Source organism: uncultured Clostridium sp. (genome assembly GCF_947039605.1).
Classification (GTDB): Bacteria; Bacillota; Clostridia; order Clostridiales; family Clostridiaceae; genus Sarcina.
Window position 1 is genome coordinate 12553 of sequence record NZ_CAMQZG010000032.1, and the last position, 25194, is coordinate 37746.

Below are 25194 nucleotides of genomic sequence, written 5' to 3' on the forward strand. Positions count from 1 at the left end.
GATTTTATGAAAATTTTATATATAGGATGGGTAGGATATAAAAACATTGGTGATGAACTTATGTTAGAAAATTTTAAAAAACTTGCAAAAGAAAAATTAGGGTCAGATTGTATCATAAAAGCAACAATGTGTAGTGAAAATTTTGATAACTTTAAGGGGTATGATGTAGTATGCCTTGGAGGGGGCTCAATACTTTCAGAAGGTTTCATAAATGTAATATATAGAGCTTTAGAACAAGATAAAAAAATTATTATTTGGGGTTCAGGATATGATGATATATTTGAAGAGGAATTCTGTCAAATGATTATTAAATCAGAATTTGCATATATATATTCAGATTTAATAGAAGAAAAACTAGATGAAATAGCTAAAAAAGCTAATTTTTTTGGAGTAAGAGGACCAATAACGCATAGAATATTAAAAAAATCTAATTTAGATATAAGTAATATTATTCTATCAGGTGATCCAGGACTTTTATTAGAAGAAGAAAAATTCAATAATCCATATACTTTTAAAAAAGAAGATAAATATGTAGGTATAAATGTTGGCACTATGTTTAATAAAGTGTATGGTGGAAATGAGGAAAGAGTATTTGAGGCTCTTTTAAGGGTAGCGAATGATTTGATTTCATCAGGATATAAAATATATTTATATAGTATGTGGCCAAATGATTTAGATAGAATTTTATATTTTTATAATAGCATAGAGGAAACAAAAAATGTGATTTTAGATATGGAAAACAGAAAAGGTCATGAGCTTCTTACTATAATAAAAAATTGTGTTTTTACAATAAATTTCAAATTACATGCAAATGTTATATCAGCAGCAGCTAGTGTCCCATTTGTTTGTCTAGGATATAGACTAAAGTGTTATGATTTTGTAAAGTCCTTAAATCAAGAAAGACTACTTGTATCAACAGGAAGTGAAAATATATATGAGGATGTAAGTAGAAAAATTAAATATTTAAAATCAAATGGTGAAAAAGTAGAAAAAGAATTAGAAAACAAAGTAAATATTTATAAAGAGAAATTAAGGAAATCTTTAGATAATTTAATTTAAATGGAAACCAATAAGAAGTATAAATTGATAAAATTAATAATTCAAAAGAGGTAAAATATGAATGATAATAATGCTAAGGGAAATTATAAATATTGGAATAAAGCTTCGCAACGTATAAATAGGAATAATGAAAATTATAATAAAGATTCAAAAGTTAAAGTGGAAAATAATATAAATTACAATAAGGAACCACAGGTTATTATAGAAAATAGTATAAATGAAGTAGAAATAGTCACAAGTAAAAAAAAGATTGATTATATAGAATGTGAAAAACAAATTCAATATGAAAATCAATGTTGTAATATAGTTTCTGCATATCAAGGAATAGTTAGTACAACTAAGGCTGCAGGCGAAAGTATAATAATGTTTGAAGCAGAATTTTTCAGTGGAAATAGAATAAAACAATTAACAGATACAATAGTCACCTTAGAAGATAAGGGGATATATCAAATTTCTTATAATATCAAAGCTTGTTTGAGTGATGAGGGAGCTATAAGTATATATCCAAGACTCAATGGATGTACAAAGAGAGAATGCTCAACAACGGCTGTAAATAATCTTTATAGTTTATGTGTAAGTGCAACAGGAACATTTTTAATTGATGCAATGGAAGAATGTTTATATTTAGACTTTTTGATAGTATCATCAGAATGTTCGTTTGATATATCAGGATGTTTGTCAATTATACAAATAATATAGTATTAAAAAGTGATATTAAGGCAGGATTTTCCTGTCTTTTTTTTGGATTTCCTTAAAAAAAAGAATTATTTTACTTTTAGCTATTAAAAAACTATAGAGAAAACTCGATAATAATATGAGATTTGAATTTTAAAGGAAATTTTTGAGATTTAGGAGGAACAATGACTTGTGAGAGTAGAACATTTTAATGGTATGTTCCAAAAGAAAAAATGGGAAAATTGGTACAATAATAGTAGTAAACAAGAAGATATTATAGATATAAAAGTTTTAATTGTGCTCTTTATAATTGCTATGATAGGTAGTATGTTTAAAATAGAACTTGTATTTGGAATAACTTTTGATTTAACTAGTGTATTTTTTATGTTAATTTTTCTTATGTTTGGACAGAAAAAAACAATTATAGTAATAGCAATTACCGGGGTATTTAATATATTTTTGTTAGGTGAAAAATATATATTTCTAATTCATATAATAGAGATAATAACAATCAATATTTTAAGTAAAAAATATCAGAAATTAAGTGTGATAATAGCAGGGGTAATTTTTTGGGGACTTATAGGAATACCAGTACTTACAATTATGTATTTAGTTGCAAGTAATACAGAGTTTAATGGGTATTACTTATTTGATATGATTTTTATAGTTATCAATTGTATCTTTAATATTTATATAGCAGAGGTTATCTATATTTATATTATAAAAAAATGTATTTTAAAGAAAAATATATCAATAACATTTAGACATATAATTTTACACATAATAACAGCAGCTATATTAATACCATTCATGCTTAATATATTTACTGATATTTTAAAGACAAATGAGTATATCTCAAATAATGTTTATACTTACTCCTCAGATACTTTTAATCATATATCGGATGAAGTAAGAACTTGGGGTGGTGAAAAAATAGTTAATCTCCAGCTTCTAGGGATAGTTGAATCTCTTAAATTAGAAGACTTTATAAAAGAATATTCTAAAAACAAAGATTTTAATATAAGTGTGATTAATAATACTGGAATAGAAATATTAACTGTTAAGAATTATGACAGAGGTATTGGTGATTTTAGTGATTATGAAAATATAGAGGTATATAATGGAGATTTGTCTAAAATGGTACCTGTTTCCAATTCGAAAATAATAGAAACTAATTGGATGGATGGTTTTTTCTTATTTAAAAAGGAAATAGAAGGAACAGGACTTTTAGTTAATATAGAAGTTCCAATAAGTACGTATAAGGATAGTATATTGCAAGAGTATAGCAGTCAATTTGAATTTTTAATGCTTTTTGTATTTTTTATAGGATTTATAGTAATGGTTCTAAACAAAGTTATATTTAATGATTTAACTAAATTAGCTATTAATACAGAAAATTATAAAAGTTTTTTAAATGATGAAAATATAAGTGAGTGGCCTTTTACAGATATTTTAGAAATAAGGTATTTAGTTGATAATATTAAAAAAATGATAAATGAATTAAAACAGAGTTTTAAAGAACTTAAAAATTCGGAAGAGATGTTATATGAGCTAGCATATTATGATACGCTTACAAATCTTCCAAATAGACTTTTCTTTAGAAAAACATTAGATGAGCTAGTAGAAAAACTAGATAATAGTAAGAAAGCAGGAATTATCTTTTTAGACCTAAATAGGTTTAAAGTGATAAATGATTCATTAGGACATGATACAGGGGACAAACTTTTAAAAGAGGTAGCAAGAAGACTAAATACACTGAAAAATGAAAAAATAGAGGTGTTTAGACTAGGGGGAGATGAATTTGTTATCTTAGCTAAAGTAGATAGCAAAAGTGAAATTGAAGAGATAGGGGCAAAAATACTTTTGAAATTTGAAGAGAACTATATACTAGATGATTTAGTTCTTAGTATTTCATGTAGTGTAGGTGCTAGTATATATCCAGATGATTCCAAAAATATAAATTCAATACTTCAGTATGCTGATATATCAATGTATAAAGCAAAAGATAGTGAGAGTGGACGTATACAGTTATTTGATTCAGAAATAAGAGAATTTGTATTAGAGAAATTAGTAATAGAAAAAGAAATATTTAATGCATTAGAAAAAGGTGAGTTTACATTATACTATCAACCTAAATATTCATCAGAAACAGAGGAAATTGCTAGTCTAGAAGCTCTTATAAGATGGTCAAGTGAGAAGCTAGGAGTAGTGTCACCAGATAAATTTATATCAATAGCAGAAGAATCAGATTTGATTTTTAAAATTGATAAATGGGTAATAGTAAATGTATGCAAACAAAATAAAAAACTTCAAGATGCAGGGTATGAAAAGATACCAATAGCTGTAAATATTTCAGCAAAACATTTTGCAACAGAAGAAATAGAAAAAATAATAATAGATGCATTAGAAATTTCAGGATTAGAAGCAAAATATTTAATAGTTGAAATTACAGAGGGTGTTCTTATTGAGAATTTCCAGATTGTTGAAAAGATAATAAGAAATTTAAATAAAATAGGAGTATCAATATCAATTGATGATTTTGGTACAGGATATTCCTCATTCAATCAACTTATGAAACTTCCAATTAATGAGGTTAAAATTGATAGAGCATTTGTACAAAATATAAATAAAGAGCCTAGAAAGGCAAGTATTGTAAAAAGTATGATTGAACTAGCACATAAATTAGATTTGAATGTTGTTGCAGAAGGCGTTGAAACTATTGAGGAAAAAGAATTTTTACAAAAATTTAAATGTGATCAGTTACAAGGGTATTTATTTAAAAGACCTATAGCAATTGATGAACTTAAAAAATTCATAGATAAAAGGGGAAAATAAATGGGAATAAATAAGTTATTAAAAGGGGTAGTAGTCTCAATATGTACAGCTACTATATTTACTGGGTGTGGAAATAAAGTAGAAATGGAAATCGTTAAAGAGAAGGAATCATCAATAGATGGAAAACAAATAGAATTAAATTTATGGTCACATTATGGTGGTATGGAAAATGTTATATCTAGTTTTGAGAAGGAAAATCCTAATGTGAAAGTAAATTTAAAAGTTTTTGAGCATATAGAATACGAAAAAGAATATAAAAAATCACTTATGTTAGAAAATGGGGAAGCAGATTTATTTATTATAGATAGTAACGATTATGGTAATTTTAATAGTATAAATGGTTTGGAGAATCTCCTTAAAACAGAATATAATGCTAGGTCGTATGAAAAAGATTTTGATAAAGAGCTTTGGGAACTTGGAAAATCATTAGATAAAAGAGAACTTTTAGGAATTCCAATTGCAAGTGCACCAATTGTGACTTACTATAGAAAAGATATTATGGAGAAATATGGATTTCCAGGAGAACCAGAAGAACTTGCAGAATTTATGAAAGATAAAGAAAATTGGTTTGAAATAGGTAAAACTTTAAAAAAAGATGGAATATCAATAGTTCAGTGGTATGCAGAGCTTGTTAGAATATCAAGTTCTAATATGCCATATTTTAATGAAAATCTTGAGTATCAAAGAAATGATAAAGATTTTGAAGAGGCGATAGATATAGCTATAAAAGCACAAGAATTTGGACTTGGAGCACATGCAGATATTTGGATGGAAGCTGGTATGAAAGCGTTAAAAGAAGATAAACTTGCTATGTTATATCTTGGGTCATGGGGAAGTAATGACCTTGCTAATATGGTACCAGAACAAAAGGGGAAATGGAGAGTAACATCATTACCCTTTGGATTATATGGATGGAATAATGCATCTATTATGGCAATGGCTGGAAATAGTACAAAAAAAGAAGTAGCATGGAAGTTTATAGAACATATTGCTTTTAAACATGTTGATGCTGATAGTGTAGGGAATTTGCCAGGATATTTACCATTTAGAAAACAAAATGAAGCTAATAAACCTAATGAATTTTTAGGTGGACAAAATGAACAAGAAGTATATAAAAATTCTCTTGAAAAAACAGAAGAATATTCAGTGACACCACTTGATAAAGATGCTTTTTCACTTTGGGACCAAGAAGTTAACGATGGATTAGAGGAAGGATTAACAGCAAGTCATATAATGCAAAATATATCAGCACAAATTGAAAATAAATTTAGTAAAACAATAGAATTGTTAAAGAAGGAAAGTAAGATAGGTAAGGAAGAATAAAAATATAATATAGTAGGTTACTATAACTGTAATTAGATAAAATCAAGTTAGATAGTTTTAAAAAAATTATCTAACTTTTTCTTTAAGTTAAGAATAATTTTAAACATTTAAACAAAAACTAGTATTATTAAGTTGAAAAAAAGGAGTTATTATTTATGGAAAGTTTAATGTTTTGTTATCAATGTGAGCAAACTATGGGGGGGAAGGGGTGCACTAAAGTAGGTGTTTGTGGTAAAAAACCAGAAATAGCGAATCTTCAAGATCTTTTAATTTATCAATTAAAAGGAATAGCCATTTATGCGAAAAATATATTAGATAATGATGGGAGTATAGATGAGTGCACAGTCAAATTTGTTGAAAGTAGTCTTTTTGCTACTCTTACAAATGTTAATTTTGATCTAGATTCCCATGTTGAAATGCTTAAAAAATCTCAAGAAATAAAAAATACTTTAAAAGAGAAAGCTGAGGATAAGTTTTATAGATTACAAGGTACCTATGTACTACCACTTACAAAAGAAGAAATGTTAGTAGATGCAAAAAAAGCTGGAATAATGTATGATAAAGAGCTTGATGAGGATATAAGATCTTTAAGATCAACTATTATATATTGTTTAAAAGGTATAGCAGCATATGGACATCAGGCAAGAGCTTTGAAATATAGTAATGAAGAAATAGATAAATTTTATTTTACTGCTTTAGAAGCTGTAACTGATGAAAAGTTAAGTATGGAAGAATTAATTAGTCTTACTATAAAGGCTGGAGAAACATCAGTTAATGTTATGAAAATTTTAGATGATGCAAATACAGAATCTTATAAGCATCCTACACCTCAAAAAGTTAATGTGAATATTAAAAAAGGTCCATTTATTATAATATCAGGACATGATTTAAAAGATTTACAAATGCTTTTAGAGCAAAGTGAAAAGCGTGGTGTAAATATATATACTCATGGAGAGATGCTTCCAGCACATGGTTATGAAGGACTTAAAAAATATAAAAATCTTGTTGGGAATTTTGGTTCTGCTTGGCAAAATCAACAAAAAGAGTTTGATGGTATAAAGGGATGTATTCTTATGACTACAAATTGTATTATGAAACCAAGAGAGAGTTATAAGGACAGGATATATAGCACAAGTGTTGTTGGCTGGGAAGGTATTAAGCATATTGAGGCTGATGAGAATGGAAATAAAGATTTTACAGAAATGATAGATAGGGCTTTAGAACTTGGTGGCTTTGAAAAGGATGAGGCTGTAAAAGAAATTTTAGTTGGATTTGGTCATAAAGCAACACTTAGCCATGCAGGTAAAATAGTTGAAGCTGTAAAAGCAGGTGAGATTAAACACTTCTTTGTAATTGGTGGATGTGATGGTGCAAAACCAGGTAGAGATTATTATACACAATTTGCAAAGAAGGTTCCAAAGGATTGTATTATACTAACACTTGCTTGTGGTAAATATAGATTCAATAAACTTGAATTTGGAACTGTTGCAGGACTTCCAAGACTTTTAGATATAGGGCAGTGCAATGATGCCTATTCAGCAGTTAGAATTGCGACAGCGCTTGCTGATGCTTTTGATACCGATGTTAATTCATTACCGCTTTCAATAATATTATCATGGTATGAGCAAAAAGCAGTAGCTGATTTATTAGCTTTACTATCACTTGGAATTAAAGGGATTTATCTTGGACCTTCACTTCCAGCATTTTTATCACCAAATGTTCTTCAATATTTAGTTGATAATTTTGATATAAAGCCTATAGGGACACCAGAGGATGATTTGAAAAATTGTCTATTAAAATAAAATATTAAAAAAAGCACTCTTTCATTATATTATGAAAGGGTGCTTTAAAATTATTTTATAGCATCAAAGTACATTTTGTGGAAGCCTTTTATAGCATCAGCTACAAGATTTCTACCATGTTTAGTTTCTTTACTAATATATGCAATATCAAGAACTTTTTCATTTTCTAAATCATAGTCAAATACTTCAAGACCATTACCTCTATCAACTACATAATAATGATAGCCAACTTGATCAACTACAACTAAAGCATCAAATTTATCATCTTCTTTAATTTTCTTTTTAAATTGAATTCCTCTTGCGGCATCTGTATTTTCTTTTTTCATTACAAGATCATAAGCATTTTTCAAATCTTTTTCATCAAATTCATTTATTTTTATATGTACTGTCATTTTAAGTACCTCCGATCATTTTCTCTTATTATACAGTATACTATATTTTATGCTAAATGATAATAATTATTTATTCGTAATTATTTTTATACGTCAAAAATAAAAAAAATTATCTTATATGTATAAGACTTTGAATTTTAGGTAATACTTTTATAGTAAGATGATTTCAACACTATGTTGTAATCACTTCAGGTATAGGTGTTTGTCCCCCAATTAACACCTATACTTAAAGTAAATACCTTATAATATTTTTTGATGTTCCTAATTTATTTTAGGAACTTTTTTTATGTGGAAATTTATTTTAGATTGTAACCAATTTTTCAAAAAGAATTAGTAAAAATAAGATAAAATTGATATATATAATAAATTAGAAAAGATAAGGTGAAATTATGGAGAAGAAAAAAATAGATTTAGTCATGATAATTCTTGTAATTATATTTTTAGTTATGGCAGTTGTTGCAGTTATGAGTTTTTCTGATAAAGGTAAAAGTGAAATAAGTTCAATCTTAGAACAAGGTCAGCCTTCACAAAATTCGATATTAGAAAATGAAAATCCATCTAATGCATCATCATTAAATTATAATGCTGGAAGTTATGTTGCGAATCAACAACAAAATAATAATGATAGTGAGATTATAAATAGTAATTCAGCTACATATAACTCTGGAAGTTGGAACAATGGGAATCAACAGTAAATAATATTTTATATAAACTATTAAGATTTTGTATCTTAATAGTTTTATTAGTTTTTTAAAAGAAAATATAGTTTAAAATTGATTTAAGGGGTGATTAATTTTGAAGCTATATTATTTTTTAAAGATAGAGGACTACATAAACTTTAATATAAACCATTTTGAAACCAGCAAGATTTTAAAAATTGCAATTAATGTTCAAAGATTTGGGATACCGTTGATATTTTTAGCAGTTCCACTTGGAGCTAATTTGATTTTTGATTATAAATCAGCACTGATGAATTATCTGTTTACAGGAATAGCTATTGTATGGGTTGTTGGATACAAGGCACTTATGAAAAAGTTTATGATTAAACATATTAAAAAGACTATGAGTGAAGATGATATGAATTATACAGGGGAAAGAGTCTTTGAAATGGACAAGCAAGAGATAAGAATAACGACTAAGGAAAAAGAGGAAATATTTTTAGTAAAAGATTTAAAAGATATACAAATAACAGAGCAATATGCATTTTTATATAAAACACCAGCAGAAGCTTATATAGTTCCGTTTAATAGTATAAATAAAATAGAGCAAAAAGAAATATTTATAAGATTATTACAAGAGGTGAAAATTAGTTTAAAAGGAGTAATTAATGAATAAGAATAAATTATTAATTCAAAAAGAAGATAATGATAAAAGATTAGATAAATGTGAGAAGTTATTATTTGAGTTAGACAGTTTAATTTCACAAAATAAAAGTTCAATTAATGTTGGTATTTTAGATATAATTGCTGGTGGTTTTTTAGTTTGACTTCATAAAAAATCTAAAATTAATAAAGTGAAAGAACTATTAAATAGCGTGAAGTATTTACTTAAAGAATATATAGAGAGTGCAGATGAAAATAGTTTACTTTTAGTAAATGAAAAAATTAAATTTTCTATAAGTGGGCTTTTGATGGATATGGATGTTTGGTTTGATAATATTTTTTCTGATGTTATGGTGAACAAAAAGCTTGAAAAGCTAATGAATGAATTAATTATACTTAAAAGTGCTGTTAATAATGAGCTTATGAGATTAAAAAATTTAGATTTATACTATAAAGAAAATTTAATATAAAGAAGAGTAAGTCTTTCTTAAAATAGCCTGCATTCAGAATTTTAGCTTGTCTTTTACTGATTAAGGGATAACTCTATATAATTTTAAAAATAGACCTGTGGAGTTTTAACATTTCCATAGGTCTATTTTAGTTCCGGATTTATCAAGTATAATTGGAGTATTATGTTTTTGATAAATCTTCTTTTTGTAGATAGTATAGTTTCTAAAAATTGAAATAGTAAATTTAAAGGTGGAAAATTACTAGGGAAGTTAGGAATATACTGAATAGTTATATGAAATAATAGAATTTGATTTTATAGTTGAATTTATAAGATGTTTTAAGGCTTTAGCTTTTTTTATTATGTTGATATTAAGAAAAATCAGGAATATAACTAAGTTATGCAAAAGGAGTGAAACTTTTGGAAATACTAAAATGGGGGATGTTTATTGTGAAAGTGAAAGAAGAGCTAAAAGATATTACGGATAAATAAGTAATTTGATATATGTATTTATAAAACTTGAAATATATATATATAAGGTTTTATGAAAATGAGTAGTTAGGGGATAAAAATCCTAGCTACTTTTTATTTCGGAAATATAAATATTAAATAAAATAGTGAGAGAGGATGACTAACTTATGAAAAATAAATTTTGAAGTTTCATAATAAGAGTAAAAAAATCATATTAATAATTAGTAGCAATTTAAAGAGGGGTATATTTTGAAGGTAGTATCGGTAGTTAATTACAAGGGTGGTGTTGGAAAAAGCACAGTTGTTTCAAATTTAGCATGTATGCTTGCAATGACTAGAAAAAGAGTTCTTTTACTAGATTTAGACCCACAAGCAAGTATTACTTTTTCTTCTATGAAAGTTAATAAATGCGAAAAAAGTATAAAAAGTCTTTAGGTGATAGTGAATTAAAAGAAATAGGTAGTTATGTTACAAAGGATTTATAGATAGAATTATAGATAAAATTTAGGGGAAATTAAAAATGAAAGCATTAAGAGGCAAGTGAAAAAAACTAGGTTAGAGTTACAAAATCTAACCTAGTTTTTTATAGTAAAAGAGCATCTTTATAACGTCTATTTTGAATATAGTATTCTTTAAGAAGTTCTGTGAATACTTTTTTTAGCTCTACAAATCTAGAAATATTATTATTAATATCAAGTAAGAGGATTTCTAAATTAGGATTTTTTATATAGTCATGATTTAAAAGGCAAAAATTAAATAACTTAGAAAACATATCTATAAGGGTTTCATCCATTTGTTCAAGAGTTTGAGGATTATGAAGTTTTGCAAGAGATTTTTTTAATTTAGTATTATCTTTTAGTGTAAAGTGTATAAGGCATTCAAGAAGTTTATCAGGAATTAAAAGTCTATGATCAGCAATTCCTGAGTTTTTTTGAATGCATTTAAGGGCATTTGTATAATCTTTTAATCTAAATAAAGACCAAGCGATAATAGAATTTACATGTTCTATATAGTGTTTGTTTTTTATTGTACTTGCCATTCTTAAAGCCTTTTTAAGGTGGGTTATTGCATCAATATAGTTATCAAGAAGAAAATAAACTTCAGCAATTTTCTCATATGAGTTCATTATACTTATAAAATTACCATCTTTTACATAAAGATCTAAGGCTTTTTTTATACAGTCATAAGCTTTGATAGTATTATTTTCAAGTCTATAAACATAAGAAAGCCAGTAATAGCAATGCCCAGTATCTTTATAACTTAGAGATTTTTTTAAATAATCTTTTCCAGTTTTAATATTACCATTTAAGTTTAATATATCAACTGCAACATAAAAATGATATTTAGCTTTTTGCTTTTCTGATAAAAGGTCAAATGCAGATTCAAGATATAGTTTAGAAGATTTGAAATTTTCACGGATTGGTGTAGAACAATATCTAGCAAGTTTTGCAAGGAAATAATCAAGGATTAATGGAGAGGTTATAAATTTAGCTTCTTTTTTTTCAATATCATTAAAGAGTTTTGTAGTGAAATCAAATTCATTAAAATTTAAATTATCAAAAAATAAATCAAAAGAATTAGTAGCATTTTTAATAAAATCTTCTGAATCATTGAATTCTAGGCCAAGTCTTTTAAAGATTATAGACATAACATCATCACTAGGTAAAAGTTCACCACTTTCAATACGACTAAGATATGAAGGGACACAAATACCTTTAGCGAGGTTTTTTTGGCTTATATTTTGTTTAATTCTATTAAGCTTTATTATTGAACCTATTATTTTTTGATTATTTTTAAATAAATCGCTCATCATAACTCCTTTTAAAATATATAGTTAACTTATCAATATATATACAAAAAGAGTAGTAAGTATTCTTTTAGAAGAAGAGCTATTTCTAGTGAATAAAATTTTAAATAAAAAACTCTGATAACTTATATAAAATTATCAGAGTTTTTTTATCAATTATTTAATATATTATTATTAAAATTATTGATTTTATTTGCAATATCATTGGCGTTTGATTTAATATTATTAGCTACTGTAGTTGCTTTATCATGAGCATTATTAGCTACTGTAGTTGCTTTATCATGAGCATTATTAACTATTGTAGTTGCTTTATCATGAGTACTAGTTGTATGATCTGCTACTTTTTGACTTGCAGAGCTTATAGTATCACTAGCATGATTGATATGTTTATCAGCATGATCTGTAATTACATTTGCAGCGTTATTAATATTATTAGCAGCATTTGAAATGTGCTCGCTTGAAGAATTTGCAGTAGAACTTGCATGGTTTATAGCATCACTAGCTGCTTTTTTAGCAGATGAAATATTATCACTAGTATTTTGTATATTTTGTGCAGTTGAATTAATATTAGATTTTATATGCTCATTAGCATTTTTAATATTAGTAGCACTATTTTTAGCAGTTGAACTAACATTATTATTTAATGTATTAACAAGATTAGCAGCACTACTTATAACAGAAGAAACACTATTACCAACATTATTAGCAGTGTTTATAGCACCACTAGTAGCATTTATAGTGCTGTTAGCCGCATTTACAGCATTATTAGCTGTTGAAGTTGCATTGCTTTGGACATTATTTAAATCATTAGTAATAGGTGTTGTATTTATGCTAGATGTTGTATTCATATTAGGGGGAGTAGTCATTACTGATGTATTAGAATTTGCAAGTGGTAGATTATTATTTATACCAACATACTCTTCATAGATATAACCAGTTTGACCATTTACTTCAACTTTATACCAGTCACCTTGCTTAGAAATAATATCAACATTAGTACTATTTTTAAGAGTACTTATAATTTTTGAATCCATAGTAGCATTTGTTCTAAGATAAACAAGACTACTTACATTTATGATTGCCCCATTTTTATTTATAGGTGTAGATGTAGAATTAACACCACTTTCAATAATTTGAGCATTTTCTTTTAGAATGTAACCTTTAGCACCGGTTTCTTTAACTGTTACACTATAAAAATCACCGCTTGTAGAATTTATAGTAAGCATTTCCCCAACAGAAATATAAGAAGTTACATTAGAATTTGTATTAGAATCACTATATAAAACTAAATGAGAATTTGAAGTATTAATAACAACAGCAGTAGTTGATGTGTTATTAATAGGTTGAGATAATAAAATTGTATTATTTTTTTTAACAATAGGTGTAGTTGCATATGAAACACTAACGAAAAGTGTAGATGCAAGAATACCACCAGTAATTATGCTTATTAATTTATATTTAGACATAATAAAATACCTCCTTGTATCGTAAAATGAGTCTTTAATACTAATTTTATATGAAATTCAATTTAAATGAGAGTCAAAAGTTTTTTTTTATTTTAAAAAAATTATCATATTTTATAAAAAAATACAAATAAGGTTAAATAATTTTAACTAAAATTAGAAATTTATAGTAATTGTTTATTATAAAAGGAAAAAAAAATTAATTTAATATATTTTATAATTTGAAAAATAAAGATTTGTATGAGTTAGTAAGAGGATAGGGAATTTATAAAATAATAAAAATTCTAATTAAGAGTTAAAATACAAGTTTATGGAGGTTTTTATGAAAAAAGGTATAATTATAGGAGTAATAGCAGTTATAATAGCAGTTGGGAGTGGATACTTTGCATATAGTCATAGTGAAAACAGTAAAGTAGTCACAAATAATAGTAATGTAAAAACTACGGAGAGTGTAAAAAAAGTTGAGTCTAGCAATATAAAGAAAAAAAATGCTAAGTCAGATAATAAAACAGAAGTAACTACTAACTTAGGTTTTAAATTTTCAGTAGAGGGAATGAATAATTATTATAAATTATCACAAAATGTAGGTGATATAGGTCTTCCTAGTGCATCTATGACAACCAATCTTGAAAATTATAAGACTATTGATGGAGTTAATTACTATAGTACATATAGCTATGACACAAGAGCGGCTTATAAGAATGATACAAGTACACCAAAGGCAGGAAATTATTCACATATGATAAACTCAAAAATTATAAGTTTAGATGGAAAAACAATATCTTCAAATCAATTTGGAATAATAGATTCAAGTAATTTAAGTGATTTACAATTGAAAAACCAAATATATAAAGTAGCGGCAATGTACCTTGAGGGGTATACAGCAAATGATCCAACTCTTGTAGTTAGTTCAAATGATAATTATGAAGGTAATTTAAATGCAGTTCCAGAAATGAGTATAAACTTAGATGAGTTTAAAGATTCAGGAAAGGGAAAATTATATGAAGTTATAGCTAGTTTAAATGGATATAAAACACCTATTTATGTAGGGATTGATGGATATATCTATGTTACAAGTGAGAATAACTTTAATCAATTATTTTTCCCAAATAAATTAAGTTAGGAGAAATTTAAATGATAAGTAAGCAACAAAGAATGAGAATGGCATTTATAGGTGCATCAACATTAATATTTGTAGGATTTTTAATATATAATCTTATGAATAAAAGATGGGGAATTATAAATATAGCACTTCCGATAATATTTATAATTCTTAATGGATTTAACTTATATCAAGAAATAAAGAGAATAAAGAAGTAAAAATTAAAACAGAGTATGTAAAGCAAAGGCTTTATATACTCTGTTTTTTTGTGCAAATAAAAATGTACACAATTCTATATTGAAAATGACCTTAAAGTTAGATTTTGGGGCAGTGCTTTTACACATCAAAAATGCTTGATTTTCATTGACTGATATTACCCTTAAAAGTATACTTTAGTTACAGAAATTTCCAAAATTATTAATATAATGGAGATATTTATAGAATATATTATATTAAAATTTAAAAAAGAGGGTTTTATTATGAGAAAGAGTGGAATAATTTTACCAATATTTTCTTTGCCATCTAGGTATGGAATAGGTACTTTTGGAAATGAAGCTTATAAATTTGTTGATTTTTTAAAAAAGTCTGGGCAAGGTTATTGGCAGATACTACCGATTGGTCCTACAAGTTATGGCGATTCACCTTATCAATCATTTTCTACTTTTGCTGGTAATCCATATTTTATAGATTTAGAAATTCTTGTTAATTCAGGATTTCTTACAAAGGAAGAAGTAGAGACCTTTACTTATGGAGATAATGAGAGTTATATAAACTATTCAATGATATACGAGAGTAGATATAAGGTGTTAAGAATTGCTTATAAAAATAAGTCAGATATATATGATGAAGAGATTAAAGAATTTAAGGACTTAAATAGATCTTGGCTTGGTGACTATGCATTATTTATGGCTCTAAAAGATTATAACAATGGAGCTTCTTGGAATACTTGGGATGATGATATAAAGTTTAGAACTAAAGAAGGCTTAGATAAATATAAGAAACTTTTAAAAGAAGATATAGATTTTTATATTTTTGTTCAATATTTATTTTACAGTCAGTGGGATGTATTAAAAAGATATGCTAATGAAAATGGAATTGAGATAATTGGTGACATTCCTATATATGTAGCAGAAGACAGTGCAGATACATGGGCTAATACACATTTATTTAAACTTGATGAGAATTTGATGCCTATAAGTGTAGCAGGGTGTCCACCCGATGATTTTTCAAGTGATGGACAATTGTGGGGGAATCCGATTTATAATTGGAAGGCTTTAGAAAAAGAAGATTATGGCTGGTGGGTTGAGAGAGTAAGAGCAGCTTCAAAATTATTTGATGTTACAAGGATAGACCATTTTAGAGGGTTTGAGAGTTATTGGTCAATACCTTTTGGGGATAAGACAGCAGCTGGAGGGCATTGGGAAAAGGGACCAGGATATAAACTTTTTAAATTTATAAAAAAAGAACTTGGTAGTGTTAATATAATTGCAGAAGATTTAGGAAGTATAACACCAGAGGTTAAAAAACTTTTAAAAGAGTGCAATTATCCAGGGATGAAAGTATTGCAATTTGCATTTGATGTAAATGGTGATAGTGAGTATCTTCCTCATAATTACTGCAATAATTCAGTTGTTTATACAAGTACTCACGATAGTGATACTGTAAAGGGCTGGTATGATTTGCTTGGGGCTAGAGAAAAAGAGTTTTTTGAAGAGTATGTTGGTCATGGAAGTTCAAATCCTAGTATAGCTTTAATAAAATCAGCTATGTCTAGTATTGCTAATACTTCAATGATGCAAATACAAGACCTTTTAAATATAGGAAATGAAGCGAGAACAAATATCCCATCTACAATAGGAGAAAACTGGAGATGGAGATTAAAAGAGGATACCCTTTCAAGTGAGATAGCAAAAAGTTTGAAAGAAATTACAAAAACTTACAGAAGGTGTGGTGGAAACATGGGGACAAAAATTATGAATGATGAGAATTTAAAAGAGTTAATAGAAGAATATCTTCTTAAATCATATGGAAAAACTTCAGATAAAGTAACACTTCACGAAATGCATAGTGTTGTTTCAAAAATAGCGATAGAAAAAATTGCCGTAGATTGGAATAAGTCTACTAATAAATTTAATGAAAATAGACATGCTTATTATTTTTCTGCAGAGTTTTTAGTTGGTAGAGCAATTGAAAACAATTTAATTTGTATTGGAGTATATGAAGAATTTAAAAAAGCATTAAAAGAACTTGGCTTTGATATAAATGAATTTGAAAAAGTTGAAGATATGGCACTTGGAAATGGAGGGCTTGGAAGACTTGCAGCTTGTTTTTTAGATAGTGCAGCAACTACAGAAACTCCTTTAAATGGATATGGAATTAGATATAAGTATGGATTATTTAAACAAGCTATTGTAGATGGTTTTCAAAAAGAGTATGCAGATAATTGGACAGCCTATGGAGATGATTGGAGCATAAGAAAGTTTGGGGATAGAGTGAGCGTTAAATTCTCTGATATAGAAGTTCTAGCAGTGCCTTATGATATGCCAATTATAGGTTATAAGACTGATAATATAGGAACTCTAAGACTTTGGCAGAGTGAGGCAATTGATGATTTTGACTTTAACTTATTTAATATAAGTAGATATAATAAGTCAGTTCAGGTAAAAGTTAAGGCTGAGAATATTACAGCTGTTTTATATCCAAATGATAATACTAGAAGAGGTAAGGTTTTAAGATATAAACAACAGTATTTCTTTACAAGTGCATCTATTCAAGATTTAGTTAGAGAATATTGCACTAGATATGGAGAGGATTTTGATAGCTTTATAGAGTTTAATACTATACAGCTTAATGATACTCACCCAGTTCTTGCAATTCCAGAATTTATAAGAGTTCTTACAGAAAATCATAATGTAAGTTTTGATGAAGCACTTAGAATATCAAGAAATGTATTTAATTATACAAATCATACTGTTATGGCAGAAGCTCTAGAAAAATGGGATGTAAGTATTGTTAGAAAGTATACTCCAAGCATTTATTCTATTATAGAGAGAATAAATGGATATCTTATAGATGAACTTAGATTCCTTGGAATTTGGGAGAATGAGCTATATAACTATGAAATAATAGCTTATGATAAAGTTCATATGGCTAGAATGGCTACTTATATAGCAAAACATGTAAATGGAGTTGCACAGATTCATTCAGAGATTCTTAAAAGAGATACTCTAAAAGAATGGTATAATCTTTATCCAGATAAGTTTCAAAATAAAACTAATGGTGTAACACAAAGAAGATGGCTTGCTGTATGTAATCCAGAACTTACAGACTTTTTAGGAAAACTTGTAGGTGATAAAAGCTTTGTGAAAAATCTTGATAAGCTAAAAAAAATTGAGGATTATGTGGATGATGATAAAGTTATAAATGAATATATAGATATCAAAAGAGAAAAGAAAAGACAGCTTATAGATTATATAGAAAAACATGAGGGGATTAGATTATCAGAAGATTTTATTTTTGATATTCAAATTAAAAGACTTCATGAGTATAAAAGACAGTTTATGAATGCTTTATCCATTCTTGATATTTACTATAGATTAAAAGATGGAGAGATAAAGGATTTCACTCCAACAGCATATATATTTGGAGCAAAATCAGCACCAGGATATGCAAGAGCAAAAGCAATTATTAAATATATAAATGAAATTGCAAATCTTATAAATAATGACACTGATATGCAAGATAAAATGAAAGTGGTATTTGTTCAAAATTATAATGTTTCATATGCAGAAAAGCTTATACCAGCAGCAAATGTATCAGAGCAAATTTCAACAGCAGGTACAGAGGCATCAGGGACAGGGAATATGAAGTTTATGATAAATGGAGCAGTTACTCTTGGGACTTATGATGGTGCAAATATAGAAATCTGTAGAGAAGCAGGCGATATAAATAATTATATTTTTGGAGCTAGAGAAGAGGAAATATTAAATATTAAGGATAGTTACAATCCAAGATGGATATATGACAATGATAAAAATATAAGAAGAGTTTTAGATAGTCTTGTAAATGGAACATTTAATGATGGAATATATGATGAGCATGGCACTATAGAAGGTAGCTTTAAAGAACTTTACAACTCACTTTTAAATGGAACATCATGGCATAGAGCAGACCATTATTATATCTTAAATGATTTTAATAGATATTTTGAAGCTAGAATGAAACTTAATAGAGAATTTAAAGACAAAATGAACTTTGCTAGAAAGTGTTTTATCAATACAGCAAATGCAGGTTTCTTTAGTTCAGATAGAACTATAACAGAATATGCAAAAGATATTTGGAATTTATCTAATATAAACTTAAAATAGTAGGTTATATCTGAAAGATTTATAAGTGGAGCGGAAGAGGAAAGCTTTAATTGCATAATAGAGGTTCTAGGCAAAGAAAAAACACTATTTGTAAAGTTTGAAAGTGGTAAAGATTTAGTTATAACAGTACCAGGACACTTTGAATATGAAATAGGAGAAAAGCATAGATTTGGACTAGATACAAAGGCACTTCACTTTTTTGATAATGAAACAAAAGAAAGAATTAAATAAATAAATAAAGTAATGAAAGAGTTACACTAAAATAGTGTAACTTTTTTTATAGTAAAAATATAAAATCTATCTTTTTAGTTTTAGTAAACTTAAAATTTTATTAAAAAATAGTATTTTTAGTAAATAATCTAAGGTTGAATATTTATTATAGACAATAGTTTGTTAGAATTTGTGTGTTTACAAGACAATATTTTAGGTATTAGATAATAATATAGAAATAAACAAAGTATAAGAAAAAAAAGGTGGTGTTAGAATGAAAAAAATATTGATAATAATTATAATAGCAATATTCTTAATTCTAGGTGCAATGCCATTTTCTACTTTATTTAGTAAAGAGGGGACAAGAAAGGATATTATAATAGCTGGAACAGATTGGAAGGAAGCTAACTTTGGAAAGGTTACAGCCTACTCAGGAAATACAAAAAATACTAGTCAATATCCAAGCACTGTTTTTAGTATAGATGGGCAGCCCAAAAAAGAAGTAACTGTTGGAAATAATGCAATAAAGTGCAAAGCTAATCAGGTAGTAGATAAAGCAACTTCAAATTATGAAAAAGCTAAAGATATATATGTATGGATAGCATCAAATATAAAATATGATAATAGTGCCTATGGGGTGAAAGAACCTGCTATATATGCATTTGAAAAAAGAGAGGCAGTATGTACAGGTTTTGCAGGACTATATTCAGCAATGTGTAGAGATATAGGACTCTCAGTAAGGCAAATAGGTGGTTTAGGTGATGGACAGCCACATACTTGGAATCAGGTATATGTTAATAAAAAATGGGTGGATGTTGATTGTACATTTGCATCAGGGTTATTTAAAACAACAAAAGAAAGTGGAATTATATTAAGTGAAAGAGAAGCGTATGTAGGATTAACAGTCAATAGACCTGTTATAGTAAATAGAGGATATAATAAGTATACTTTTAGTGATTCAGATTACTTTGATACTCCTAAGTTTATGTCTGATAGAAAAGCAGAATATTTGATATATCAATATAATAATTAGAGTAAAGCCCTTATCAAAAATGATAAGGGCTTTTTGCATATTAAATATCAGAATCTTCAGTTTTTAGTTTTCCATTTTTTATAGCTTTTTGATATCTATGAGCTATTATAAATCCAATTGCTCCAAAGAATATTGGACCAAATATCATTAATATACCTTGCTCAGCCCCACCTTTTTGTGTCCAAGGTTGGATTAGAGAGAAAGCAACAGCAAATACAACTATTATAAGTGAAATTGAGTTATAGATGATACCTACTTTTTTGCTAAAGAACTTATAATGTTTTTCTATATCATCATTTTGTTTAAATTTAATATAAGCAAATGTTATAAGCCCCCACGGAATTACAGAAGATACTGTAACCATAAATGTTGTATAGTTATATATTTCATTAGCATTATTTCCAAATAGCAGAACAACTACTACCGAGAATACACACATAAAGATTCCTTGAATCCAAAGTGCATTAGCTGGAAAGTTATTCTTATTTTTTTTAGTTATAAAGTTTGGAAGCATTCCTTTTGGAAGTCCTTCTATAAGCTGTTTAATAGGATAATAATATCCTAGAGGAATTTGAAGGAATGCAATAGCACCTATCCATGAATAAATTATCATATACCACTTAGCAAAAACTGCTGCATGAGATGCTGTCATTCCTAAAGCAATCCCTAGTGATGAATAATATTTTAGTCCTAGATAGACTGTAAAGTTATATAAGTTAACATTTGGATTACCATAAACTTCTTTCCAATTAAGAACCATACCACTTCCTACAATCATTACTATTGTAAGTAGAAAGATTACAATAACAGTTATAAATATTCCTTTTGGAACTGTTTTTCTTGGATTTTCAACTTCATCAACAAGTCCACTTGCAGATTCCATTCCACCAAAAATCATAATTGCAAATACCATAAATCCTAGTATACTAAATAAACTATGATAGCTTGGGTTTGGCCCAGTAAATAAAGTTGAAATGCCATGCCAATGTAGTGGCTGTGCAAAATGCATTTTATTTTTAAAGAAAACCCATAAGCTAACTACGATAGTAAAAATATTATTATAGAAGAATAATGCCATAGCTATTTTTGTTAAAACTTCTATTGATTTTATACCTTTAGTTGTTATAAAGACCCAAAAAAGAACCCAAGCAACACCTATTAATGTTGTTGTCATTTGGTTACTAAGCCCTAAAAAGTGCCAACTCTCTGAAATATCTTTTCCATAAATCATTGTTGAGAACTTAATACATATAGCACTAATTGCAAGGCCTCCTATAAGTCCAGATGAGAACCAGATCATTGTAGTAACAAGTGCATATTTTTCACCTATTATTTCTGATAACCAAGAGTAAATACCACCTTTTTTATCACTATAAGCAGAGCCCATTTCAGCTACTGCAAAAGAGTATGGGACAAAGAATAATATTGTTGCTATAAGTACATAGGTTATAGCTTGATACCCCATTTGATAGTACATTTGTTGACCATTCATTACACCATAAACTGTAAGAATAGACATAGAGATGAAACCAAATGTGCTGATTTTATGATTTTTATTAGTTACTTCATCTATCAGCGCTAGATCATCTAGATTTTCTTCTTTCATTGATGAGCTCCTCCTAGTTATATCCACATATAAAAATTACTAAAGATACAAATATTAATAGAAAATTAATAAATTTATAGTAGTTTATTATTTGCTTGAATTTTAATGCTTTATTTAATCAAAGTAAAGTATAGAAGATTATAGAAATTAATAAAAAATCTGCTTTTTTTTCACAAATTATAAAGAAAATTTAATTTATATTAATTTGAAGTAAGTATTAACTTATTTTTTTTGAGTGCTTACAAAATTTTTTAAAAATCTGCATAAAAATTCAAAAATATGAATTTAGCATTAGATATTCGAAAATATTTATACAAAGAGTGTAAATAGGGAAGATAAATATTAAAAATTAATTTAGTAATTCATGTAATTTTGTATAGAAAACATAGTAGAAATGATAAAGAAGAAAGCTAAAATAACTAAAGAGGGAATAGAATAGTTTTTTACTATCATATTCCCTCTTTAAAATATTTATATTAAGAAAGTTTTTTCAAGAAAAATTTAGCTAGTTTAGATTTACCTTTAAGGGTTTCTTCAAATGCTTCTTCTGATAATTTTACATTTTCTTTTGCAAAATCATCAAAAAAAGCAGGTCTCTCTAAAATTACATCTTCCATTGTTATATTGTAGTTTTTAAGTTCTGTAGCAAGTCTGTCGTATGTATCAACAAGTAAATTCATTCTATCGGATATTACAATAAATGCACTAGGGCACATTCTTTTTATTGTTTTTTCGTAAAGTGCTGAATGATGCATAATTATGTAAGCCCCATTTACAAGGTATACTCTCATAGATTTAATTGAGCCAGTATTATAAACGTACATATGTGAAATGAAATTTTTTGGTACATAAACCTTATTTATAAAAATCCAATTATTAGATTCATAGAGTTTAAGCATTCCTAGTGATAATTTTCTAAAGTTTTCTTCATTAATCATTTGTGAAACAATCTTTGATTGTAAACCAAGAGTTTCAGTTATGGCATTTGATTCAGGGTCTATTATATTCATTTTATCAATCTCCTTTATTTTAGTACTCCTAATATTTAATCATATATCTATGTCAACAATATAGCATTTTAAAGAAAGTTAAAAAGTGGAGTAAAAAGGATAATACTTACAAAAAAAGTCTTGAAAAGAAAACTATATTGCATTACAATATAGTTGTAACTTGTAAAACAAGGTAGTGATATTTATAAATTATGTGAAGTGATTTTTTTTGACTAGACTACAGTGCTATACAATATAGTGAAATAAAAAAAGTTGGTGAAAAAATGGCAAAAACAACTCAATTATTAAAAGGAATAATGGAAGGTGTAATTTTAAAGGTAATATCAAAAGATGAAACTTATGGTTATGAGATTTATCAAAAATTACAGTGTTATGGATTTGATGAATTTGCAGAGGGTTCATTATATCCTCTTCTGTTAAGGCTTGAAAAAAATAAGTTAATAAAATCTGAAAAGAAACAGTCGCCTTTTGGACCAAATAGAAAATATTATAGTTTAACTAAAGAGGGTGAGATAGAGGTAAAAGAATTTATAGAAGCATGGGGGCTTATAAATTCAAATATTCAAAAACTTTGGGGGAAATAAGTTAATTTTACCAATATTATTTGTTATTAATTCACCATATTTATTTATAGGTGGATGCTTAGCTAGTAGTTTTCTGATAAGTGCTTTGTTAGAGCGCAAATTTAGTTAAGGATTAAAGTTAGAATAGACAGCTTTAGAAGAGGGCTGTCTATTTTTATAATAATCATAATAGAAATTCAATTTAATAAAAGAAGGTATTTCTTAGTAATGGTAAAATGAGTAAAAATAAATTTTGAAAGGGAAGATTTTATGGAGAAAACATTTAATGATAAAAATATATTGCTTTTAAAATTAGATAGGCTACATACAACAGAATTAGGTGCGTTAAGAATTAAAAAGAATCTAGAGATAGATACAGAAGATGTTGTTAAATGGTGTGTAGATAAAATAAAACAAGAAAATACTATAATAGAAAGAAAGGGAAAGAATTGGTATGCAAGTATAGATGAATGTATAATAACAGTAAATGCGCATAGTTATACAATTATTACTGCACATAAGAAAAAAGATAAATAGATATTTTTATTAGATTAGAAAATAGATTCAGAGAAGTTTTTTGTTAATTAAATTAGGTGATAGTAGTAATAAAGATTGAAAGGATCAACAAATAGTTGGTCTTTTTTTTGCTTTATTTTAAAATAGAGTATTAAATCTTATGCTGTTATAAGTATAATTAAGTAAAATAAGAAATTAGATAAGATTATATAAATTTATATGAAAGAAATATTATGAAAGAATTTGTTAGTAAAAAAATATTAGTAAGAATATACGCAGTCAAAAGTTAAAGGTAGAATTAGATTAATGATTGCACATAGTATATATAATATAGAAATGATTTAATTAAAGGGTGGGAGAGATGATATGAGATATTTAGGAATTGATGTTGGTGGAACAAATATAAAATATGGGGTATTTAGTGAATTTGGGGTTGAGGATATTTTGCGAAGTGGAGAAGTTAGAACAATAACTGATGATTTAGATGGATTTATAAATTTAATTGGTGATATTATAAATAAATTTGAAAATATAGATGGAGTTGGTCTTAGTATTCCTTGTGCGGTTAATAGTAAAAGTGGTTTAGTTGTAGAAGAGGGCGGAGTGCCTGTACTTGATGGACTTAATATAAAAGAAATTTTACATGAAAGACTTGGCATTAAGATAGCGGTTGAAAATGATGCGAATTGCTGTGCTCTTGCAGAACAATGGATTGGAAATGGTAAAGGTGTCGAAAATTTTATTTGCATAACTATAGGAACAGGAGTTGGTGGAGGAATTATTATCAATAATAAACTTTTAACTGGTAATAGATTTTTTGCAGGTGAGTTTGGGAGAATGATACTTAAAGTAGATAAAGGTGATATTGAAGATTATAAAAATACAGGATATTATTGTTCAACTAGTTCATTAGTTAGACAAGTAGCAAAAGTATTGAGAGTAGAAACAGAAAGTTTAAATGGGAAAATTATTTTTGAGATGATAAAAAAAGAAAATCAAGATGTTATAAATGTTTATGAAAAATGGGTTAAACAACTAAGCATTGCCATTGCTAATCTTGGCTTTATCTTTGATCCAGAGAAGATTCTTATTGGTGGGGGAGTAAGTAATGCAAGTAAAGTTATTGATGATATAAAAAAATATGTGGATTCTATAGATATTTATGATTCACAGTGGGAAATTAATAATTG

23 protein-coding genes are annotated in these 25194 nt (G+C 27.1%); 18 read left to right on the forward strand and 5 right to left on the reverse strand.

Translation table 11 applies throughout. From position 1 onward, the window contains the following. The first annotated feature begins 6 nt into the window (after positions 1 to 6). The 5 genes from Q0V24_RS12015 (at position 7) to hcp (ending at position 7694) form a co-directional block, all read left to right on the forward strand. Positions 7 to 1059, forward strand: coding sequence for a polysaccharide pyruvyl transferase family protein (locus Q0V24_RS12015; protein WP_297521804.1), 1053 nt, complete (start codon positions 7 to 9; stop codon positions 1057 to 1059). Between the two features lie 57 nt (positions 1060 to 1116). Next, complete coding sequence (locus tag Q0V24_RS12020; protein WP_297521806.1) at positions 1117 to 1758, forward strand: hypothetical protein; 642 nt, start codon at positions 1117 to 1119, stop codon at positions 1756 to 1758. Positions 1759 to 1926: 168 nt separating this feature from the next. After that, the gene (locus tag Q0V24_RS12025; RefSeq protein ID WP_297521808.1) at positions 1927 to 4569 is read left to right on the forward strand and encodes an EAL domain-containing protein; all 2643 of its coding nucleotides are present in this window, start codon (positions 1927 to 1929) and stop codon (positions 4567 to 4569) included. Continuing rightward, entirely contained in the window at positions 4570 to 5892 is a 1323-nt protein-coding gene (locus Q0V24_RS12030) for an ABC transporter substrate-binding protein (RefSeq protein ID WP_297521810.1), read from the forward strand. A 155-nt stretch (positions 5893 to 6047) separates the two neighbouring features. Beyond that, positions 6048 to 7694, forward strand: a complete 1647-nt coding sequence (gene hcp, locus Q0V24_RS12035) for a hydroxylamine reductase (protein ID WP_297521812.1) — start codon at positions 6048 to 6050, stop codon at positions 7692 to 7694. A 50-nt stretch (positions 7695 to 7744) separates the two neighbouring features. Here the strand turns inward: hcp and Q0V24_RS12040 are convergent, their stop codons facing one another. After that, positions 7745 to 8086: a hypothetical protein gene (locus tag Q0V24_RS12040; RefSeq protein ID WP_297521814.1), complete on the reverse strand. Its 342-nt coding sequence runs from the start codon at positions 8084 to 8086 to the stop codon at positions 7745 to 7747. Between the two features lie 389 nt (positions 8087 to 8475). On the opposite strand from Q0V24_RS12040, the gene Q0V24_RS12045 reads away from it, so the two are divergent. From Q0V24_RS12045 to Q0V24_RS12070, 6 genes are all read left to right on the forward strand, one after another. Beyond that, positions 8476 to 8781 carry a hypothetical protein gene (locus Q0V24_RS12045; RefSeq protein ID WP_297521816.1) on the forward strand — a complete coding sequence of 102 codons (306 nt, stop codon included), beginning with the start codon at positions 8476 to 8478 and terminating at the stop codon, positions 8779 to 8781. A 100-nt stretch (positions 8782 to 8881) separates the two neighbouring features. Further along, positions 8882 to 9421, forward strand: coding sequence for a hypothetical protein (locus Q0V24_RS12050; protein ID WP_297521818.1), 540 nt, complete (start codon positions 8882 to 8884; stop codon positions 9419 to 9421). Beyond that, positions 9414 to 9572, forward strand: coding sequence for a hypothetical protein (locus tag Q0V24_RS12055; protein WP_297521820.1), 159 nt, complete (start codon positions 9414 to 9416; stop codon positions 9570 to 9572). Before Q0V24_RS12050 ends, Q0V24_RS12055 begins: the two co-directional genes overlap by 8 nt. Before the next feature lie 48 nt (positions 9573 to 9620). Then, positions 9621 to 9878 carry a hypothetical protein gene (locus Q0V24_RS12060; RefSeq protein WP_297521821.1) on the forward strand — a complete coding sequence of 86 codons (258 nt, stop codon included), beginning with the start codon at positions 9621 to 9623 and terminating at the stop codon, positions 9876 to 9878. Between the two features lie 340 nt (positions 9879 to 10218). Further along, entirely contained in the window at positions 10219 to 10344 is a 126-nt protein-coding gene (locus Q0V24_RS12065) for a hypothetical protein (protein ID WP_297521823.1), read from the forward strand. A gap of 232 nt (positions 10345 to 10576) precedes the next feature. Then, positions 10577 to 10762 (forward strand): ParA family protein, encoded by a 186-nt coding sequence (locus tag Q0V24_RS12070; RefSeq protein ID WP_297521824.1) that lies wholly within the window; start codon positions 10577 to 10579, stop codon positions 10760 to 10762. A gap of 148 nt (positions 10763 to 10910) precedes the next feature. Here the strand turns inward: Q0V24_RS12070 and Q0V24_RS12075 are convergent, their stop codons facing one another. Together Q0V24_RS12075 and Q0V24_RS12080 are read right to left on the reverse strand one after the other, a co-directional pair. Next, on the reverse strand, positions 10911 to 12137 hold the full coding sequence (locus Q0V24_RS12075) for a helix-turn-helix transcriptional regulator (RefSeq protein WP_297521826.1): 1227 nt from the start codon (positions 12135 to 12137) through the stop codon (positions 10911 to 10913). A 149-nt stretch (positions 12138 to 12286) separates the two neighbouring features. Further along, positions 12287 to 13600 (reverse strand): SH3 domain-containing protein, encoded by a 1314-nt coding sequence (locus tag Q0V24_RS12080; RefSeq protein ID WP_297521828.1) that lies wholly within the window; start codon positions 13598 to 13600, stop codon positions 12287 to 12289. Positions 13601 to 13919: 319 nt separating this feature from the next. Between Q0V24_RS12080 and Q0V24_RS12085 the strand changes: the two genes are divergently transcribed. The 4 genes from Q0V24_RS12085 (at position 13920) to Q0V24_RS12100 (ending at position 20309) form a co-directional block, all read left to right on the forward strand. Next, positions 13920 to 14720, forward strand: a complete 801-nt coding sequence (locus Q0V24_RS12085; protein WP_297521830.1) for a hypothetical protein — start codon at positions 13920 to 13922, stop codon at positions 14718 to 14720. 11 nt (positions 14721 to 14731) lie between these two features. Then, the gene (locus Q0V24_RS12090) at positions 14732 to 14917 is read left to right on the forward strand and encodes a hypothetical protein (protein ID WP_297521832.1); all 186 of its coding nucleotides are present in this window, start codon (positions 14732 to 14734) and stop codon (positions 14915 to 14917) included. A gap of 261 nt (positions 14918 to 15178) precedes the next feature. Then, complete coding sequence (gene malQ, locus Q0V24_RS12095) at positions 15179 to 19066, forward strand: 4-alpha-glucanotransferase (protein WP_297521834.1); 3888 nt, start codon at positions 15179 to 15181, stop codon at positions 19064 to 19066. A 484-nt stretch (positions 19067 to 19550) separates the two neighbouring features. Continuing rightward, complete coding sequence (locus tag Q0V24_RS12100) at positions 19551 to 20309, forward strand: transglutaminase-like domain-containing protein (RefSeq protein WP_297521836.1); 759 nt, start codon at positions 19551 to 19553, stop codon at positions 20307 to 20309. Between the two features lie 40 nt (positions 20310 to 20349). Here the strand turns inward: Q0V24_RS12100 and Q0V24_RS12105 are convergent, their stop codons facing one another. Further along, positions 20350 to 21915, reverse strand: coding sequence for an amino acid permease (locus tag Q0V24_RS12105; RefSeq protein ID WP_297521838.1), 1566 nt, complete (start codon positions 21913 to 21915; stop codon positions 20350 to 20352). Positions 21916 to 22391: 476 nt separating this feature from the next. Continuing rightward, complete coding sequence (locus Q0V24_RS12110; protein WP_297521840.1) at positions 22392 to 22925, reverse strand: hypothetical protein; 534 nt, start codon at positions 22923 to 22925, stop codon at positions 22392 to 22394. A 263-nt stretch (positions 22926 to 23188) separates the two neighbouring features. Here Q0V24_RS12110 and Q0V24_RS12115 point away from each other — a divergent pair, with 263 nt between their 5' ends. From Q0V24_RS12115 to Q0V24_RS12125, 3 genes are all read left to right on the forward strand, one after another. Continuing rightward, positions 23189 to 23509, forward strand: a complete 321-nt coding sequence (locus Q0V24_RS12115) for a PadR family transcriptional regulator (RefSeq protein ID WP_297521842.1) — start codon at positions 23189 to 23191, stop codon at positions 23507 to 23509. A 249-nt stretch (positions 23510 to 23758) separates the two neighbouring features. Then, entirely contained in the window at positions 23759 to 24025 is a 267-nt protein-coding gene (locus Q0V24_RS12120; RefSeq protein WP_297521844.1) for a DUF3781 domain-containing protein, read from the forward strand. Between the two features lie 345 nt (positions 24026 to 24370). Next, positions 24371 to 25194, forward strand: an 824-nt coding sequence (locus tag Q0V24_RS12125) for an ROK family protein (protein ID WP_297521846.1), incomplete at its 3' end; no start/stop codon positions are given.